This window comes from Aeromicrobium massiliense JC14 (assembly GCF_000312105.1).
Taxonomy (GTDB): Bacteria; Actinomycetota; Actinomycetes; order Propionibacteriales; family Nocardioidaceae; genus Aeromicrobium; species Aeromicrobium massiliense.
The window spans coordinates 276,837-294,849 of record NZ_HE978637.1 but is presented as its reverse complement, the minus strand read 5'-3'; the positions used below and the strand labels follow the sequence as shown (position 1 = coordinate 294,849).

Here is an 18,013-nt window from a genome sequence, read left to right as displayed (position 1 = left end):
GCTCTTCCCCCGGCTCCGTGAGCGTAGCCCTCGGCGGCGCACGGCGAACGTCCTCGCCGTGGGGTGGCGGTGGCTGGTCCGGCGACTATCGTCGAAAGCCAACCTGCTTCCTGGCTGAGGAGCCACCATGCATCCCACCCACGTCCCGCTCCGCCTCGCCACGGGCGCGTACATCCTCAACTCCGGCATCAGCAAGCTCGGTGCCGACGAAGGGACCGCCCAGTACCTCCACGGGGCCGCCGCCTCGACCTACCCGGCCGTGTTCAAGGACATGGAGCCCAAGAAGTTCGCCAAGCTGCTCGCCTACAGCGAGATCGGCGTGGGCGCCGCACTGCTGTCGCCGATGGTTCCGGCGGCGGTGGCCGGCGCGGCCCTGACTGGCTTCGGCGCGAGCCTCATGGGCATGTACTTCCGCACCCCGTCCATGACCCTGGCCGACGGCATCCGCCCCAGCCAGGAGGGCATCGCCCTGGCCAAGGACGCCTGGATCGTCGGCGGCGGCCTCACGCTTCTCACCCAGGGCCTGTGGGGCACCGCGAAGTCCAACGCGAAGGCGGGCGTCAAGAAGTCCAAGAAGGCGGTCCGCCGGGTCACCCCCGGCCGATAGTGCTCCGTCCGGGCGCAGGCGGACCCGAGGGTCAGCCAACTCATCGATGAACGCCTCCGTGCGCATCGCTCATCTGCTCATTCGGCCCGACTGTCGATCGACCTCCCGCTAGCCTGAGCGACCATGAGCACCTCGGACGAGCCGTCTAGCGAGACGTCGCCGATCGAAGCCCTCAGGCAGTTCGCGGCGGAGCGCGACTGGGGCCAGTTCCACTCCCCCGAGAACCTCGCCAAGAGCATCTCGATCGAGGCCGCCGAGCTGCTGGAGTGCTTCCAGTGGAACGCCGAGGCGGATCCCGCCCGCGTGCGGGATGAGTTGGCTGACGTCCTCACCTACTGCCTGCTGCTGGCGGACCGGATGGGTCTCGACCCGGACCAGGTCGTCCTGGACAAGCTCGCCGTGACTCGTGAGAAGTACCCCGTTGATCGCAGCCGTGGACGAAGCGAGAAGTATGACCGGCTCTAGGATCGATCGGGTCCCGTTCCGTGCTGACGCCTTGGCCGCTTGGGCGGACCTCGAGGAGCGCAGTCAGAACTGGCCAGTGGTCTACACGCTCGACAGCGACCGACGGGTGTACGTCGGAGAGTCCACCCAGGCGTTGAGCCGGATGCGCCAGCACCTCGCCAACCCTGACCGCAGTCATCTCAGTCGGGTGCGCATCGTCGTCGACGAGACCTTCAACAAGTCGGTGTGCCTGGACTTGGAGTCGTTCCTCATCCGGATGTTCTCCGGCGACGGAAAGCTGCAGGTCGACAACGCGAACGCCGGGCTGACTGGTTCGGACTACTACGAGCGAGACCGCTACCGCGAGAAGTTCGAGGCGATCTTCGCCGACCTCCGTCGTGAGGGCCTGTTCGTCCAGTCGATCGAGCAGATCGAGAACAGCGCGCTGTTCAAGATGTCCCCGTACAAGGCGTTGACCGTCGACCAGCGCACAGCCGTCATGCAGATGATCGAGTCGCTGTTCGCGGATCTTCGTTCCGGCCTGAGCAGCACCGCCGTGGTCAAGGGACAACCGGGCACCGGCAAGACCGTCGTGGGCATCTACCTGATGAAGGTGCTGGCCGACATCAAGAACCGGGTCCAGATCGAGGAGGGAAGCTCCGACTCCATCCTGGCCGGCTTCTTCACCGAGGAGAACGCCGAGCTGCTGAGCGACTTCCGGATGGGGCTCGTCGTCCCGCAGCAGTCCCTGCGGAAGACCGTCGAGAAGGTGTTCGCGAAGACGTCCGGCCTCCACCGAGACATGGTCCTGTCGCCGGCCAAGGCCGTGGAAGCCGGGGCGACCTACGACCTGCTCATCGTGGACGAGGCCCACCGACTTCAACAGCTGTCCGCGACCATGGCGACGATGATCAACCAGTTCAAGGACATCAACCGACGCCTTTTCGGGGACGAGAAGGGCGGCAACCAGGTCGACTGGATCCAGCGGGCCAGCAAGCACCAGATCTTCCTGCTCGACCCCGAGCAGACGGTGAGACCGGCGTCCGACATCTCACCCGCCGTCGTCCGAGGACTGGTCGAGACCGCTCAGGAGCAGGAGCGATACTTCGAGCTGACGACCCAGATGCGCGTCCGCGCTGACGAGGACTACGTCGGCTACGTCAGAGCGGTGCTGGCACAACGCCAGGACGCCCCGGTCGGCTTCGCCGAGTACGACCTGCGGATGTACGACGACCTGGGAGACATGCGCCGAGCGATCCAAGCGCGCGAGAAGGAGCACAAGCTCGCGCGGCTCGTCGCCGGCTACGCGTGGCCCTGGCTGAGCAAGAACGACCCAGGCGTCTTCGACATCGAGATCGACGGGGTGAAGCTCCACTGGAACCGGACGGCGACTGACTGGATCAACTCGAAGACGTCCGCTGACGAGGTGGGCTCGATCCACACCACGCAGGGCTACGACCTCAACTACGCAGGCGTGATCATCGGACCTGACCTGCGGATGGATCCCGCCAGCGGACGGATGTCCGTCGACCGTGACTCGTACTTCGACACGAAGGGCAAGGCCAACAACAACATGCTCGGGGTGGCGTACTCCGACGACGACCTGCTGGGCTACATCGCAAACATCTACGCGGTGCTGCTGACTCGCGGCATCCGCGGCACCTACGTCTACGTCTGCGACCCCACGCTTCGCGAGTACCTCTCGAAGTTCATCCCGCTCCACGGCGGACGTATCGACGAGCGCCCTGACCTTGCCTTCCCAGAGACCGCGGCTCTCGCAATTGACCTCTCGTCCCGCGGAGGCGTTGCCACGAACCAGCCGAGCTCCTGATGTCCGGGCATGACGAAGGCCCTCCCGGATCTCTCCGGAAGGGCCTTCGTGGTGGTAGCGGGGACAGGATTTGAACCTGTGACCTCTGGGTTATTGGTCGATCGGAAGGTCGATCTTCTCCGCATGACGAATCCACTCAATCACGCGCCTGCGGCAAGACGCGACACGAGTCCATGCTCGTCGCCGCGGCCGCCAGGAGGTCGGCGAGCCCGGTGAGCGATTACTCGCCGGATGGGATCTCGTCCGAGCGCCGCCGCGGCTCAGCTTTCACCTGGGCTTGAGCCATCACCTCAGCGGTTGGCGAGCTGGCGATGGCGGCGCCTTGAGGTGGGCGCCGTGGCCGGTCGGCGCGGGTCGTCAGTCGTTGCTCTACGGCAGCTCGTCGCCAGCAACGTCCGGTTCGTCGTCGTCCGAGCCGTCGTACCCGGTTTCGTTCGCGATGAGTCCGAACGGCGGAGTGTTCGGGTCACGCGTGTAGCGGACACGCACATACTCTTCAGCGTTCGACGGCGGGGTGTTGTCGACGATGATGACCTGCGCTCCCGCGCCGGCGCCCGTGAGCCAGTCAACAATGTGGTCGTACAGCGCCTCGACAAGGTGGATGTCGGCGAACTCGGTGTCGTCGGCCTTACCACCAAGGTTCTTCTGCGGGGTGTCGATCATCAAGATGCCCGGGTGCGCGGCCCCCGTCTCGTACGCGACCTCGAAGATCGCGAGCGCCCACGCCAACGTGACAAGTACCTGGCCTCCGCTGCTGGCCTCCTTGAAATGCTGGCCGCGCACGTACGGAACGAGGCTGGAGTCGATGAATGGCGGAGGGACGCTTTGTTCGTGAACCTTCGGGTACCGGATCTCTTCCAAGATGTGCCGGTATCGAGCGGATAGGTCCGAGATGACGCGGTCTCGGTCGGGGCGCTGCTTGGAGTCGCGGTACTGCTTGCGCAACGATTCCAGATTTCGTTCGGCACGAACGAACGCGATCTGGCGAGACTCGAGCCCGGTGTGCAGCTTCAGTCCCTGGATGACCTGGGACCGTTGAACGAGGATGGCTTGACGACGGGTGGTCAGTTCGGTGCGCTCGGCCAGGAACGGGCTGAGCGCTTCCTTGGTGGCCGCGTCGAGACGTCCGGCAGCTTCGGCTTCGGCGGCCGCGTCCTGTTCAGCCGTCGCGCGCAGCGATGCAAGCTCATTTGACTGGCGCTGCCAGTATTCATCCAGTTCCTTGTAGCGGCGCTTGGCTGCGCGGAGCTCCTTCGCGGCGGCGTCGATCGAACCGGCGCGAGCAGACGGGTGCTGAGCATCCTCGTCGGCGGCATCGGCGGTGGTTCGCGTGTCGGTGTGGCACAGGCTGCACACGCCGTCGTCGAGGCGGGGAGGTTCGGTCAGCGCACTGAAACAGGCCGGGCACACGGTCACCGACAGCTGGTCGAACAATGACTCTGCTTCGACGAGCATGGTCAACTTGCGGACATCATCGGCGTACTGCGCACGTAGGGACCCAAACCGGTCGAGCTGCGAGAGACGGTCGCGGACGCGGGCTGCCGACTGCGTCGCCCTGATCGCCGCGGCTGTGCGAAATGCGCGCATCTCGCTTGCGAAGTCTGACGCAGCTCGTTCGCGCTGTTCGAGGTCGCGGAGCTGGTCGGCGACCCGGTCGAGGTCCAGGTCAAGCTCGCGAGCTTCGCTGTTGAGCTCTTCGGCTGTCTTCGGTTGCTGCTGCTCGACGAAGTCGGTGAGCTGTTCGAGCGCTCGGCTCTGACTCTTCAGGTTCGTGGCCGCGTCCTTGATGCGGCGAGCCAAGTCGGCCTGCTCATTGTCGTGGACGTCGAAGATGGCGTCGACGACCTGGCGCAACTTGAGGGACTTCATGGTGTTGCCGTCGTGAAGCAACTGCAGGCTGCCGACGCGCTCGTTCAAGTACAGGCACGTCCAGATGAGGTCGCGGAAGCTCAGCCGGTCGACGCCGGACTCCTGCTGCGTGGGCGCTTCCTTCAGGTCAATGTCCTGAAGACCGACGGTTGTGAGGACCCACTGCGAGATGGACGACGGGTCGCTGGTCGGTTCGACCATGAAGGTTTCGGCCGCGAGCGCGTCACGATTCTCGAACTCGCCTGGGTAGACCAGTACACGGTTCGATTCCAACGTCCGCTCGACCGAGAAAATGCCGTCGGGGGTGTCGACCTCCAGGACGGCCGACCGCACCTGACGAAGCACCTCCTGCTTGCGTGGAAAGTCCTTCGCGCCGAGGACGTACTCGATGAACCGCAGGATGCTCGTCTTGCCGGTGTTCGTCCTGCCCGCAATAACACTCAACGGCCACACGGGCGCCGGCTGAGCCTCGGTAGTTTCGACTTCTGGCAAGTCGATGCCGCCAAGCGACTCATCGACATCGCCAGTGTTCGCTTCAGCGGTCCCAACGTCGTCGCCGCCAGCTCTGGTGAGGTCGTCGGTCTGGGGGGCGAAGTCGACCGTGAACGGGCCCGCGGGACCGAGCAGGATGAGCCGTCGGACGCGTAGACCGCGGACGACGGGTGCGTACGTGGCCTGGTCGACGTTGGTGGTGTCGTCGGTGGTCATGACGTGCTCTTTCCGGGTTCAGTCTGCGGCGTCCCATCGGACTGCTCGTGTGCGCCGTACAGGTCGAGGACGAGCGACGGGGTACTCAACCAATGCCGGGCTTCACGGCCTAACCTGGCCGGACTCAACGACCTAATTCGAGCGTGAACGATTGACACGGACGCGCGGTACTGGTCGACGTACAAGGCGTGCATCGACGCGACGAACTCAGCGCCGAGAACCGTCTGCCCGTATCCGTCGCTGCGGCGTTCCGCGAGCCCGTACGCGACCATGAGAGCGAAGTCGTGTTGGAGCCGTTTGCGCCGGTTCGCGAACCGAGACCCGGTCGACGCGTACGTGAGCTGACGTTCGTCGAACGCTGCCTGATGAAGGCGCGCCCGGTCTCTCGCGTCGTCCACTGCGACGACGACGAACGGGTTCGCGGCAAAGAAGTCGTAGTAGCCCAGCACTTCAAGGTCGACCGAGCGTCCACCAACCGGTGCGACCTCACCGAGAAGGATGGCAAGCTGAGCCAGCCGGAACGTGGTGTGCTCTTCGGGGGCGCGCGACTGGGTCGAGGACCAGCCATCGGCGTCGTCAAGGTTGGCGCTCACACGCCCTCCCCTTCCTCGTCAGGTGACAGCGGCGGCGGTTCGGTGACCACTGAAACGGACGCCTCGGACTCGCGCGCTTCATCAACGGCCGCGGTCGTCTGCTCCGCTTTCGTCTGCTCCTCAGCGTGCTGGCGGGCTACGTCGCGCCAGTCGTGAACCCAGCCGGCACGAGAGTCCTCCACGACCCGGTGCATGAAGCCACGCAGGTGCACCTTGCCGACCGGGAGAGTCGTCGGCGGGGCGTGATCGAGCGTCTTGCTCATCACCGTCGAGTAGAGCTTGCGTGCGGAGTTTTCATAGTTCTCGACAGTCGGCGATGACTCCGGGTCAGCAACCGAGTCCTCCCACAGCCCGACCAGTGTCTGGTCAATCTCCTCAACGGCCGCGAGCTCCGCGGGCACGGCTCGCGCTTCGACATCACGCACCACCAGGTCAGCGTTGAAGTACGCGGCCCGCTGACCATCGAGCTCGTAGATGCCAGCAGTGGTCAGCTGTCGCACGAACAACGCCGACTCGTACCGCGGGGCTTCCGCCGCGGGCGCAACAGGCGGAACCGTCATCGTCGACACGGACGAGGAGGGCGGCGGGCCGTAGCCCGGGTAGAACGCTTGGGCCACGCCAGCAGACTCAGGCGCAAGCAGCTTGCGGCGCAGAACGGGGGCGTCCCACAACTCGATGTTCAAGCCGGGGTTGTCCCTCTCCCACCCGCGCTTCTTCCCGTCCCACCACTTCCGTTCAGGAGCGCTCAACTCACAAGCCACGCACAACACCCACGTCTCGACGGTGTATCCCTCCTTCGCGGCGTTCTTCATCGCCGAAGCGAACGAGTCACGAATCTGGGCTTTCTGCGAGTCGCCGATGTCGGTGTAGAAGTACTTCGACTGCCAGATCGACACCTTGTCGACCAGGCTGCCGACGAGAATGTCGATGCCCCAATCGCCAGGAGCAGGCCGAATCTCAGTTGCCGACGGATGCACCTGCCCGATGAGCGCGGACAGCATCCTTTGAAAGTCGACGCGACCACCTTCGTCACTGCCGGTCCTGAGGAAATGGACACGAAAGTCGATGAGCGAGACGTTGGTCGTCACCGCCCAGGCTCCGCCAACGAGGGGCTTATGCGTCGACCGTCGACAGCCTTCTTCACGTACATCCTCGTCTAGCTCAACGTCGGTTGAGAACCACCTCGTGGGAGGTTCGGCGTCCCTATGCGGACACCCTGACTTTAGAGCGCACGCCGTGTCGCCGTTGCGGAATCCGCAGGTCTATCACGAGTCCCCGCCATTCACCCGTTCGCCCGGAAGTGTCAGCTAGGGGCCTCCGACGTTCCCGGCGACCTACCCCAGGTCAGTTGCGCCAGCGTCGCGAGCTGCTCAAGTCCGTCCGCGCCCAAGGCCACGTCGACTCAGGTCAGTCGGCTTTGTCCCACTTCCGCTGCAGCTCCAAGGTCATGCCCATCTCCTCGGCCACGTGCTCGCGGATGGAGTTCAAGCGCGGCCCCCACACGGTTCTCGCCGGCGCGGCTGCCGCTGGTTGCATCCGACACCTGTCGGCGGACGTGGTCGTGCGAGATCGCGCTCGTCCGTCCCGGTTGCCCGCGACGAAACGGTGCGACGCTCGTCCACCTCCGCCTCGAACGAAGGCGCGGCCCGCTGAGGCGTTGACCGCATCTCGCAGACATCAACCAGTCGACAACAGGTCAACTAGATCGATCCGCCATCGCAAGAAAAAGGTCCCTGACCGGCATCTCTGCTGATCAGGGACCTTCATTGGTAGCGGGGACAGGATTTGAACCTGTGACCTCTGGGTTATGAGCCCAGCGAGCTACCGAGCTGCTCCACCCCGCGTCGCTGAAGACAACGTTAGCAGGGGGCGTCTGGCGAGCCAAATCGGGGTGGTGTGATCTGTTCGATGGGGGCACGGAGCGGTCGTGACTAGGGATTATGAGTCCTGCGGGGGCCGTCCCCCTCGACAAGCTCGGGGAGCGGGTAGCGGACGTCCCTTCGGCAGGCTCAGGGAGCGTGCTGGCGCCCAAGGATTATGAGTCCGCTGCTCAGCCGAGCTCACGCTCCAAGAAGCGCACGGTCCGCGCCATGGCGTCGGGGAACTGGGGGCCGAAGGCGTGTCCCTCGCCCTCGTACCAACGCAGGGTCACATCGACGCCGGCCTGCTTGGCGGCGCGGTGGGTGGCGCGGGCCCAGCGGGGCGGGGTCTGGTCGTCGAGGGTGCCGTGGTGCATCAGCAGCGGCTCGGTGATGCGGCCCAGGTGCGGGCGGGTGGACGCGCGCAGGTACGGCTCCGGGTTCTCGTCCGGCGTGCCCCAGCGGCGCTCGGCGTAGCTCCAGAAGCCCGAGCCGCCGTCGCCGTACTGGGCCCACTGGTCGGCCTCCAGGCTCGAGACGCCCGAGAACACCACGCCGGCGCCGACGAGGCCCGGCGCCATCTCCAGCGCCTGGAGCACCACTCCCCCGCCCATCGAACGTCCGGCCAGGGCGATGCGGTCGTCGTCGACCGGGACGTCCGTCGTCTCGCGCAGCGCGTGGACGGCGTTGATCGCGTCGGCGGCGTAGCCGTGCCGGAAGCCGCGGAACAGCCGTGGGTCGTCGTCGGACGCGGCGTGGCCCCGCAGGTCCACGTGGAGCGCGATGAAGCCCTGGTCGGCGAGGTAGCCGCGCTCGCGGGTCATGCCCTGGCCCTGCTCGTACGAGTCCGGCGGGATGTAGCCGTGGACGAGCACGACGGCCGGGAACGGGCCACGGCCGCGCGGGACGTTCAGGACGCCCGAGATCGTCAGCCCCTCGCTGCGGAAGGTGACGTTGCGGGACGTGTAGGTGGCCTGGCGCTCGTGGATGCGGCCGAGGCGCAGGTCGCCACCCGTGAAGCGCTTGTCGAAGTAGGACGTGATGTCGGGCTGGGAGGTGTCGACGGGGGTTTCGACAGGCTCAGCCGTCGGGGTGGGCGAGGGCGTCGCAGAGGGGCTCCCTTCGACAGGCTCAGGAAGCGTGGGGCTGGCTTCCGAGGTCGGCGTCCCTTCGACGGGGTCCGACTCCCCCGAGGTGCACCCGGACAGAGCGAGGGCGAGCGCCGTGGCTGCTGCCACGACGCCCGCCCTCGTCCTCATGAGCGCTAGCTTCCCTCGACCGCGTCGCGGGCCAGGCCGACCAGGCGTCCGACGTTGTCGATGCGCTTCTGGTACTCGGCCAGGTCACCGGCCTCCAGCGCCTGCTGGGCCGCCGCATACTCGCGCGACGCCTGGTCCAGCAGCTGGCTGGCGGTCGCGTCCGTGTTCGGCGTCGCCGGGGTCTCGCCGCCGTCGCCCGCGTCGCTACCGTCGTCGGCGTCACCACCGGGCTCGGTGTTGCCGGCATCGCCCGGCTCCAGGCCGAGCGCCGCGCGCAACGCCTGGTCCAGCGTCTGGCCGAAGCCGACGCCGTCACCGAACGAGGCGATCACGAACTGCAGCACCGGGTACGAGCCCTCGGCGTTGGAGCGCTGGATGTAGACCGGCTGCACGTACAGCAGGCCGTCGCCGACCGGCAGCGTCAGCAGGTTGCCGCGACGGATCGTGGCCTCCTCGGACTGCTCGAACGGCAGCAGCGCCTGGGTGACGGCCGGGTCGGTCTGGAAGTCGTTCGCCACCTGGCTCGGACCGGGGATCTGCGTCTCGCTCGGGAGCTGCAGGATCGTCATCTTCCCGTAGTCCTCGGTGTCCGTGGTCTCGGAGTTCACCGACACGAACGCCGCCAGGTTCTGCCGGTTGTTCGGCAGGAACACCGACGTCAGCGAGAACCGCGGGTCGGGCTGGTTCGGGTTGCTCGTCGTCAGGTAGTACGGCGGCTGCTTGGTGACCTTGTTCGTCGGGTCCTCGGACGTCTTCCAGCGCTCGCCGTCCTCGTAGAACGTCGACTGGTCGGTCACGTGGTACCGCGTCAGCACGTCGCGCTGCACCTTGAACAGGTCGACCGGGTAGCGCAGGTGCTGCAGCAGCTCGGGCGAGATCTCCGACTTCGGCTTCACCGCGTCGGGGAAGACCTTCATCCAGGTCTTGAGGATCGGGTCCTTGTCGTCCCAGGCGTACAGGTCGACGGTGCCGTCGTACGCGTCCACCACGGCCTTGACCGAGTTGCGCATGTAGTTGATCTCGTCGGTCGGCAGCACCGCCTGCGCACCCCGCTGGGTGAGCGAGTCGGTGGTCGCCTCCTCCAGCGAGCGGTGCTGGCTGTACGGGTACTGGTTGGACGTCGTGTACGCGTCGATGACCCACACGATGCGCCCGTCGACGACCGCCGGGTAGGCGTCGCCGTCGGCGGTCAGCCACGGCGCCACCTTCGCGACGCGGTCGCGCGGGTTGCGGTCGTAGATGATCTTGGAGTTCTCGTTGACGCGGCTCGACAGCACGATGTTCGGCTCGCCGAACTTGAACGCATACAGCACCTTGTTGAACAGGTTGCCGACGCTGACGCCGTCCTTGCCCTCGTACTCGTTGGCGGTGACGTTCTCCTCGCCCTCGGCCGGCTGGCCGCCGCCACCGCGCGGGATGTCGACCTCGATCGGGTTCGCGCCATCGGGACGTCCGACGATCGAGTACGACGGGGAGTTCTCGCCGAAGTAGATGCGCGGCTGCTGGATGTCGAACTCGCCCGAGGACGGGATGTCCTTCTCCACCCAGACCGGCTCGCCGTTCGGGCCGCGCTGGTTGCCGCGCGCCGCGACGACGCCGTAGCCGTGCGTGTAGACCGTGTGGTCGTTCGCCCAGTTGCGCTGGGTGTCCTGCAGGCCGTTCAGGTCGACCTCGCGCGCGGCGATGATGACGTCGCTCGCGATCGAGTCGTCGCCCAGCTTGTAGCGGTCGACGTCGAGCGTGTCGGGCATCGTGTAGTAGCCGCGCACCTGCTGCAGCTGCTCGAACGCCGGCGAGACGAGCGTCGGGTCGATGAGCCGCGCGGACGTGCGCGACTCGGCCGTCTGCGTGAGGTCCTGGTTCGACAGGTTCGTCTTGGCCGAGTAGTTCGTGACCTCGGTGTCGGCCACGTCGTAGGCGTCTCTCGTCGCCTCGATGTTGCGTTCGATGTACGGCCCCTCCTTGTCCGGCTGCGACGGGCGCACCTGGAAGGACTGCATGATCGCCGGCCAGATGCCGCCGATGAGGATCGACGTCACCAGCAGCAGGCCCAGGCTCAGGACGGGCAGCGTCCACGAGCGGATGACGATCGTGGCGAAGAACAGGATCGCGCAGACGATCGCCACGGCGATGAGGATGTTCTTGCTCGGGATGCGCGCGTGGACGTCGGTGTAGCCGGCGCCGTCGACGTAGCCCGAGCCGTTGATGACCAGGTCGTAGCGGTCGAAGTAGTACGAGCCCGCACGCAGCAGCACGCCGAGGCCGAACAGCACGGCCAGGTGCACCTGGGCGGCGCGCGAGAAGCGCGTGCCCTTGCCGGCCAGCTTGATGCCGCCGTAGACGTAGTGGACGAACGCGACCAGCAGCACGGTGACCACGATCAGCGCGAAGCCGTAGCTCAGCAGGAAGCGGAACCACGGGTAGTCGAAGACGTAGAACCCGACGTCCTTGCCGAACTGGGCGTCCTTCTGGCCGAACGAGCCGCCCTTGCGCCACATCTGGAACGTGTCCCACTGCCCGGCGGCAACCGAGCCGGCGAACGCGACCAGGACGACGGTGAGCACCGCGAGCACGGGCTTGAGGATCGGGGTGAGCGCGGCGCGGTAGCGCGTGGCCGGGTCGTCACGCCGGACGCTGACGAACTCCGGACGCGTCCGGTACGCCACGACGATGTTGGCCAGGACGAACAGGCCGAACAGCAGGCCGAGCACCGCGAACAGCAGCACGCGGGTGCCGAGCACCGTCCGGAAGACGTCGGAGTACCCGACGGACTTGAACCACAGCCGGTCGGTCCAGACGCTGGTGAAGACCGAGCCCAGGATCAGCAGGGCTGCGAGCGTGATCAGGGTGGGCACGAGCACGCGGCGGCTGTTGCCGGGACGCGGGGCGCGTGGCTGTTGACGTGGTGTGCCGAACGGATTGCTCACAGTTCTCCTGGGTCAGGGGTCACGCAGTACCTAGTCTGCCAGCGTGTCCCGAAGGGCACGGGTCAGGTTGGGCACGAGGTCGGGGGCTTCGAGCAGCTCGTCGTCGGCCGGCAGACGTCCGCGGACGCCGGTGTGGGACTGTCCGTCGCGGGTCACGGCGGCCACGATGCGCACGTCACGGCGGTCCGGGTGGGCGGCCACGTAGGCCTCGAGCGCGGCCGGGTCGTCGGGGACGTCCTGCTCGGCCTCGGGCGGGAGCATGATGCGCTCGACCACCACCGCGCAGCCGTCGACGGCCGGCGGCCAGGCGATCGCGTCGAGCGACTCCTCCAGCGAGCCCTGGTCGGGCAGGCCCTCCTGCTCGACCGGCGTGTAGACCGCGTCGCCGAGCTGGCCGGCGAGCTCGGGCTGCTGGGCGACGAGCGCGGCGGTGCGCACGAGCGCGAACAGCCGCGGCGCCTGGTCCCACCCCTCGGCGGCGACGTGCCGCTCCACCTCGAGCGCCGCCTGGCGGACGTCGGAGTCCGGAGCCAGGTTCGCCAGGTCCTCTACTCGCACGTGGGCACCTCCGCGTCGGGATCCTTCGCCAGCGCCTCGAGGGCGTCGATGGCGCCGGTCAGCTTCTCGACCTTCACGAGCGTGAGGTCGCGGTCGGACTCGGCCGCCTCCGCGCAGTTCGCGGCCGGGACGAGGAAGACCTCGGCCCCCGCCTCGTCCGCGCCGGCGATCTTCTGCTTGACGCCGCCGATCGGGCCGACCACGCCGTCGGCGTCGATCGTGCCGGTGCCGGCGATGTCGCGGCCCGCGGTCAGCGAGCCGGGGGTCAGCTTGTCGTAGATGGCGAGGGCGAACATCGTGCCGGCGCTGGGGCCGCCGATCGCCTCGCCGACGTTGTTGGTGACGTCGACCGGCAGGTCGTAGTCGGCCCCGAGCGTGACGCCGACCAGCGCGCGGTCGGGGTCGTCCTCGGCCGGCACGGTCGTGACGCTGACCTGCTGCGGCTTGCCGGCGCGCTCGACGTCGAGCGTCACCGTGTCGCCGGGCTTCGCCTTGCTGATCTGGTCGACCGCCTCCTGCGGCGTGGCCACCGCGACGCCGTCGATGCTCCGCACCAGGTCGTCGGCCTGCAGGACGTCCTTGGCCGGCCCGTCCTCGACCACCGAGGCGACGAGCACGCGGGTGGTCACGTCCTTGCCCAGGGCGCGCAGCGCGGCGACGGCCGACGTGCTCTTGGAGCCGGCCAGCTGGGCGGCGGACTCCTGCGTCGACTGCTCCTGCGTCGTCCCCTCGGGGTAGAGCAGGTCGCGCGGGACGACCTCGGCGTCCGGCGTGAGCGCGGTCTTGACCGCGTCCAGCAGCGAGACGTCCGACGAGGCCCGCGAGACCGAGACGGTCGTGAAGTTGAGCGAGCCGTCGGGGTCGTCGTAGGTCGTGACGCCGTCGCCGAACTCGATGAGCGGACGTCCGTCGAACTCGCCGAGGGTGTTGAACACGGGGCCGGGCCGCATCGTGGAGTAGGGCACCGGCACGAACGCGGCCAGGCAGGTCAGCACCACGAGGGCGACCCCACCGATCGTGAGCGTGCGGCTGCGGCGGCTCCACGTGACGGGGCGCTCGGGCTCCTGCTCCTGCGCGCTCACGCCCACACCCTAGGGGGAAGCGCCAACCTCAGACCCAGACGGCCTCGCCGTCGACGAACTCCTGGTGCTTCCAGATGGGCACCTCGTCCTTGAGCCGGTCGATCAGCAGGCGGCAGGCGGCGAACGCCTCGGCCCGGTGGGCGGCGGAGACGGCGACGACGACCGCTCGGTCGCCGATGCGCAGCTCGCCGGTGCGGTGCACCGCGGCGAGCCGGACGACGCCGGGCTCGCGAGCGACTTCGTCGACCACGGCGCGCAGCCGGGCCACGGCGGTCGGGTGCGACTCGTAGCCGAGCGCCGTCACTCCCTTGCCACCGTCGTGGTCGCGCACCGTGCCGACGAACAGCACGATGCCGCCGGCGGTCGGGTCGGTGACCGCGTCGTACACCTCGTCGAGGCTCAACGGCGTCTCTCGGACGTCCACCAGGGGTTCCACCCGGCCAGCCTACGGGTGAGCTCCGGTGTTCGCCCTGGACGAACCAGGGCTCGTCCACCTGGGGCGCCCGGGCCTCGGCGGGTAGCGTTGACCCATGGCCGACCCCCACGACCCGGACCGCGACGACAACCCGTTCAAGGGCACGCCGATGGAGCAGTTCTTCACGGCGTTCACCGGTGGCGGGGGCACGCCGGACTTCCAGGCGCTCATGAACCAGGTGCAGCGCATGTTCGCCCCGCACGAGGGGCACGTGAACTTCGACATGGCCAAGGACGTCGCGCGCCACGTGCTCGCCGCCGCCGGCCCCGACCCGACGCCGCACGCCGGCGAGCGCAGCGCCGTCGACGACGCCCTGCGCCTGGCCGAGATGTGGCTCGACACCGCCACCGACCTGCCCGCCGGCGCCACCCGCGCCGTCGCGTGGAGCAAGGCCGAGTGGGTCGAGCAGACGTCCGGCACCTGGCACCAGCTGGTCGAGCCGATCGCCGAGCACGTCGTCAAGGCGGTGGGTGACGCGCTGCCGGCCGAGGCCCGCGCCATGGCCGGCCCGCTCGTCGGCATGCTCAGCCAGGCCGGCGGCGCCATGTTCGGCCAGCAGGTCGGGCAGGCGCTCGGCACCCTCGCCGGCGAGGTGCTGTCGTCCACCGACGTCGGTCTGCCGCTCGGCCCCGAGCGCACCGCCGCCGTGCTGCCCGCGAACGTCCGCGCCTTCGGCGAGGGCCTGGAGCACAGCGAGGCGGACGTGCTGCTGTACGTCGTCCTGCGCGAGGCCGCGCACCAGCGCCTGTTCGCGCACGCCCCGTGGCTCGCCGCCCAGCTCGTCGGCGCGGTCGAGGACTTCGGCCGTGGCGTCACCATCGACGTCTCCGCCATCGAGAGCCAGCTCGGCTCGCTCGACCCGTCCCGCCCGGACGAGATCGCCGAGGCGCTGCAGGGCGGTCTGTTCGAGCCGGCCCGCACGCCGCAGCAGGAGCAGGCGCTGCAGCGCCTGGAGACGATGCTCGCGCTGGTCGAGGGCTGGGTCGACGAGGTCGTCACCCAGGCCACGAAGGACCGCATGCCCGCCGCCGTGCCGCTGGCCGAGGCCATGCGCCGCCGCCGGGCCGAGGGCGGCCCCGCCGAGCAGACCTTCGCCACGCTGGTCGGGCTCGAGCTGCGTCCGCGCCGCCTGCGCGACGCGGCTAACCTGTGGGCCGCGCTGCGCGACGCCCAGGGCCCCGAGGTCCGCGACGCCGTGTGGTCGCACCCCGACCTGCTGCCGACGGTCGACGACCTCGACGACCCGATCGGCTTCGCCGCGGGCGAGAACCGGCCGTCCGACGGGCCCAGCGCCCAGTTCGACGCGCAGTTCGACGAGGCGCTCGGCCGGCTGCTCGACGAGGGCGACGCCGGCGACGATCGTCCCGCCGGCGACGACGACCAGCCGCGGTGACGCTGCACGCCGACGCCGTCCGGGTGCTGACCGCCTGGACGGCGCCCGACCCGGCCCAGGACGAGCTGCGGCGCGACTACCTGGCCCACCTGGCCACGCGCCCGGACGCGATGGAGCGCGCCTGCCACCCCGACCACCTCACGGCGTCCGCGCTGGTGGTGGATGCCGCGCACGAGCGCGTCCTGCTGACCCTGCACCGGCGCCTGCAGCGCTGGCTCCAGACCGGCGGGCACTGCGAGACCGACGACGTGACGCTGGCCGAGGCGGCGCTGCGCGAGGCCACCGAGGAGTCCGGCATCGACGGGCTGGTCGTCGATCCGGAGCCGGTGGTGCTGTCGCGCCATGAGGTGCCGTGCGGCCCGGTGCGTCCGGCCCACCACCTCGACGTCCAGTACGTGGCGGTCGCGCCGCAGGGTGCGGTCGAGGTGATCAGCGACGAGTCCAGCGACCTGCAGTGGTTCGCGCTCGACGCGCTGCCCGAGGGTGTGGACGACAGCGTCAGGACGCTGGTGGAGCTGAGTGCTCGACGCCTTCGAGGAACCCCCGAGCCCGCTCCGTCCGCGGGTACGCGCTGACGATCGTCCAGAACCGGTCGGAGTGGTTCGGCTCCACCAGGTGTGCCAGCTCGTGGACGAGCACGTAGTCGACCACCCACGGCGGCATGCCCTGCAGCTTGTCCGACAGCCGGATGGCGCCGTCGGCGGCGCTGCACGATCCCCAGCGGGTCGTCATGTTGGAGACCCAGCGCACCGACGTCGGCATCGGTGAGCCGGCCACGTAGCGGCGCGACAGCTCGCGGGCGCGGGTCTCGAGCTCGTCGTCGCCGGGGCGCCGCCGGGCCTCGCGCTTCTCGATGCGCGCGAGCAGGCGCGCGACGATCGGCTCGAGCTGCTTGTCGGTGACGTGCTGCGGCACGAGCGCCACGAGCTGGTCCCCCTCGCGGCGCAGCGAGACGGTGCGCGTGCGTCGCGCGCTGCGACGGATCTCGACCTCGGGCACGCCGCGAGCGTAGCCCCGGCACCCGACAGCGTCCGCACCTCGGCGCTCGGCGTGACGTTCGGTACGCGACACGCCGCGTCCGGCGTACCGATCGTCACGCCCAGCGGGGACCGAACCCTCCAGCCGGGGTGGAGGGACACGCCCGGCTGTCCACGGCGCACCCGGCGCGTTCCACAGGTCGTCCCCGTGTCCACACACGTCGTCCCCAACCTTTTCCACAGACGGTGGACAACCGAGGACGCGCGCGGTGCTGACGCGCGGACGCCCCCGGGTCGCCGTACGGTGGCTGTGACCGGCGTCACAACGACGCCCCGGCGGACAGGAGCGCGACATGGCAGATTCGTGGACCGGCGAGTTCTACTGCGTCAAGTGCAAGGAGAAGCGCGAGGCCACCGGGGAGGTCCAGGTGAGCGAGAAGGGCACCAAGATGGCCAAGGGCACGTGCCCGGTCTGCGGCACCAAGCTCAACCGCATCCTCGGCCGCGCCTGACCCAGCCTCCACGACGCGCCCCGGCCTTCCGGCGGGGCGCGTCGTGCTGTGGACGGACGCCGGCCGGTTCCGTCGACCCGGAGCGAGGGTGGGGCATGGCGTTCCGACCCTGCCTCCGCCCCGGCCTGCTGCTGCTGCGTCGCGACGCCGGCCACCTGCAGCTCGGCACCTCCCCCGGTGTCGTCGTGCGCGACGAGCCCGGCCTGCTCGCGCTGCTGCGCCGCTTCGACGGCACCGCCGACCTCACCCGGCTGCGGCGGCACGCGGACGACGTCGGGTTCGCCGGCGACGTCGAGGCGGTCGCCACCGACCTGCGGGTCGCCGGGCTCGTCCTGGCCGGACTCCCCCGGCCCGCTCGGCCGACCACGAGCGTGCTGCTCGACCACGACCACGCCACCACTCCCCTGGCCGAGTGCGTCGAGGCTCTCCTCCTCGAGTCCGGGCACCGCATCGTCCGCCGGGGCGCTCCGGCCGACCTCACCGTCGTCCTGTCCGCCGGCGAGCCGCCCCGGGCCCTGTTCCGCGCCGCGCAGGAGGCCCGCGACGACCACCTGCGGGTCGTGGTCGAGGACGAGCGCGTCCGCATCGGCCCGCTCGTCCGGCCCGGGCTGACCCCGTGCATCCACTGCCACGACCAGCATCGCACCGACTGGGACCGTGGCTGGCCGGCGCTGCTCACCCAGCTCGGCTCCCCCGGCACCCTGGTCGTCCCGCCGGCGCTGCCGGTCGCCACCGTCCACGCTGCCGCGCTGCGCGTCCTGGCCGAGGTCGATGCGTACGCCCGCGGGCAGGACGCGGGCGCGAGCCGCTGCGTCGTCGTCGGGCCCGGTCCGTTCGACGCGGACACGTGGCCCATCGGCTTCCACCCCGCCTGCGGGTGCGAGCTGCTGCTGGTCGCCTGACGACGGGCCACCCTGGG

Annotated in this window: 16 protein-coding genes and 1 tRNA gene; 7 read left to right on the top strand and 10 right to left on the bottom strand. The window is 69.0% G+C overall.

The genetic code is table 11. From position 1 onward, the window contains the following. Positions 1-127 precede the first annotated feature (127 nt). From HGAM_RS08610 to HGAM_RS18500, 3 genes are all read left to right on the top strand, one after another. Complete coding sequence (locus tag HGAM_RS08610) at positions 128-607, top strand: hypothetical protein (protein WP_019145080.1); 480 nt, start codon at positions 128-130, stop codon at positions 605-607. A gap of 123 nt (positions 608-730) precedes the next feature. After that, positions 731-1,072, top strand: a complete 342-nt coding sequence (locus HGAM_RS08605) for a nucleotide pyrophosphohydrolase (RefSeq protein ID WP_019145079.1) — start codon at positions 731-733, stop codon at positions 1,070-1,072. Positions 1,073-1,148: 76 nt separating this feature from the next. Further along, positions 1,149-2,882: a DUF2075 domain-containing protein gene (locus HGAM_RS18500; RefSeq protein WP_019145078.1), complete on the top strand. Its 1,734-nt coding sequence runs from the start codon at positions 1,149-1,151 to the stop codon at positions 2,880-2,882. A gap of 369 nt (positions 2,883-3,251) precedes the next feature. Here the strand turns inward: HGAM_RS18500 and HGAM_RS18495 are convergent, their stop codons facing one another. The 9 genes from HGAM_RS18495 to HGAM_RS08550 form a co-directional block, all read right to left on the bottom strand. Beyond that, positions 3,252-5,459: an ATP-binding protein gene (locus HGAM_RS18495; protein WP_019145077.1), complete on the bottom strand. Its 2,208-nt coding sequence runs from the start codon at positions 5,457-5,459 to the stop codon at positions 3,252-3,254. Then, positions 5,456-6,052, bottom strand: coding sequence for a hypothetical protein (locus tag HGAM_RS18490; RefSeq protein WP_019145076.1), 597 nt, complete (start codon positions 6,050-6,052; stop codon positions 5,456-5,458). The genes HGAM_RS18495 and HGAM_RS18490 overlap by 4 nt, the downstream gene beginning before the upstream one ends. Then, positions 6,049-7,140 carry a hypothetical protein gene (locus HGAM_RS08585; RefSeq protein ID WP_019145075.1) on the bottom strand — a complete coding sequence of 364 codons (1,092 nt, stop codon included), beginning with the start codon at positions 7,138-7,140 and terminating at the stop codon, positions 6,049-6,051. The genes HGAM_RS18490 and HGAM_RS08585 overlap by 4 nt, the downstream gene beginning before the upstream one ends. 679 nt (positions 7,141-7,819) lie before the next feature. After that, positions 7,820-7,896, bottom strand: a tRNA-Met gene (locus tag HGAM_RS08575). A 206-nt stretch (positions 7,897-8,102) separates the two neighbouring features. Then, entirely contained in the window at positions 8,103-9,149 is a 1,047-nt protein-coding gene (locus HGAM_RS08570) for an alpha/beta hydrolase family protein (RefSeq protein ID WP_019145073.1), read from the bottom strand. A gap of 26 nt (positions 9,150-9,175) precedes the next feature. Continuing rightward, positions 9,176-12,031, bottom strand: a complete 2,856-nt coding sequence (locus HGAM_RS08565; protein ID WP_019145072.1) for a UPF0182 family membrane protein — start codon at positions 12,029-12,031, stop codon at positions 9,176-9,178. 96 nt (positions 12,032-12,127) lie between these two features. Further along, positions 12,128-12,655: a PPA1309 family protein gene (locus tag HGAM_RS18485; protein ID WP_019145071.1), complete on the bottom strand. Its 528-nt coding sequence runs from the start codon at positions 12,653-12,655 to the stop codon at positions 12,128-12,130. Further along, positions 12,646-13,737, bottom strand: coding sequence for a YlbL family protein (locus tag HGAM_RS08555; RefSeq protein ID WP_019145070.1), 1,092 nt, complete (start codon positions 13,735-13,737; stop codon positions 12,646-12,648). The genes HGAM_RS18485 and HGAM_RS08555 overlap by 10 nt, the downstream gene beginning before the upstream one ends. A 28-nt stretch (positions 13,738-13,765) precedes the next feature. Continuing rightward, positions 13,766-14,173, bottom strand: coding sequence for a molybdenum cofactor biosynthesis protein MoaE (locus HGAM_RS08550; RefSeq protein ID WP_019145069.1), 408 nt, complete (start codon positions 14,171-14,173; stop codon positions 13,766-13,768). Between the two features lie 94 nt (positions 14,174-14,267). On the opposite strand from HGAM_RS08550, the gene HGAM_RS18480 reads away from it, so the two are divergent. Together HGAM_RS18480 and HGAM_RS08540 are read left to right on the top strand one after the other, a co-directional pair. Further along, the gene (locus HGAM_RS18480; protein ID WP_019145068.1) at positions 14,268-15,605 is read left to right on the top strand and encodes a zinc-dependent metalloprotease; all 1,338 of its coding nucleotides are present in this window, start codon (positions 14,268-14,270) and stop codon (positions 15,603-15,605) included. Further along, positions 15,602-16,180, top strand: a complete 579-nt coding sequence (locus HGAM_RS08540) for an NUDIX hydrolase (RefSeq protein WP_019145067.1) — start codon at positions 15,602-15,604, stop codon at positions 16,178-16,180. Before HGAM_RS18480 ends, HGAM_RS08540 begins: the two co-directional genes overlap by 4 nt. On the opposite strand, the gene HGAM_RS20885 is transcribed toward HGAM_RS08540, so the two are convergent. Next, on the bottom strand, positions 16,104-16,604 hold the full coding sequence (locus tag HGAM_RS20885; protein WP_019145066.1) for a M48 metallopeptidase family protein: 501 nt from the start codon (positions 16,602-16,604) through the stop codon (positions 16,104-16,106). The two genes, HGAM_RS08540 and HGAM_RS20885, sit on opposite strands and share 77 nt — an antisense overlap. A 331-nt stretch (positions 16,605-16,935) precedes the next feature. Here HGAM_RS20885 and HGAM_RS20600 point away from each other — a divergent pair, with 331 nt between their 5' ends. Both HGAM_RS20600 and HGAM_RS08525 read left to right on the top strand, forming a co-directional pair. Then, positions 16,936-17,094 (top strand): DUF5679 domain-containing protein, encoded by a 159-nt coding sequence (locus HGAM_RS20600; RefSeq protein ID WP_019145065.1) that lies wholly within the window; start codon positions 16,936-16,938, stop codon positions 17,092-17,094. A gap of 95 nt (positions 17,095-17,189) precedes the next feature. After that, the gene (locus HGAM_RS08525; protein WP_019145064.1) at positions 17,190-17,996 is read left to right on the top strand and encodes a hypothetical protein; all 807 of its coding nucleotides are present in this window, start codon (positions 17,190-17,192) and stop codon (positions 17,994-17,996) included. The last annotated feature ends 17 nt before the right edge of the window (positions 17,997-18,013 follow it).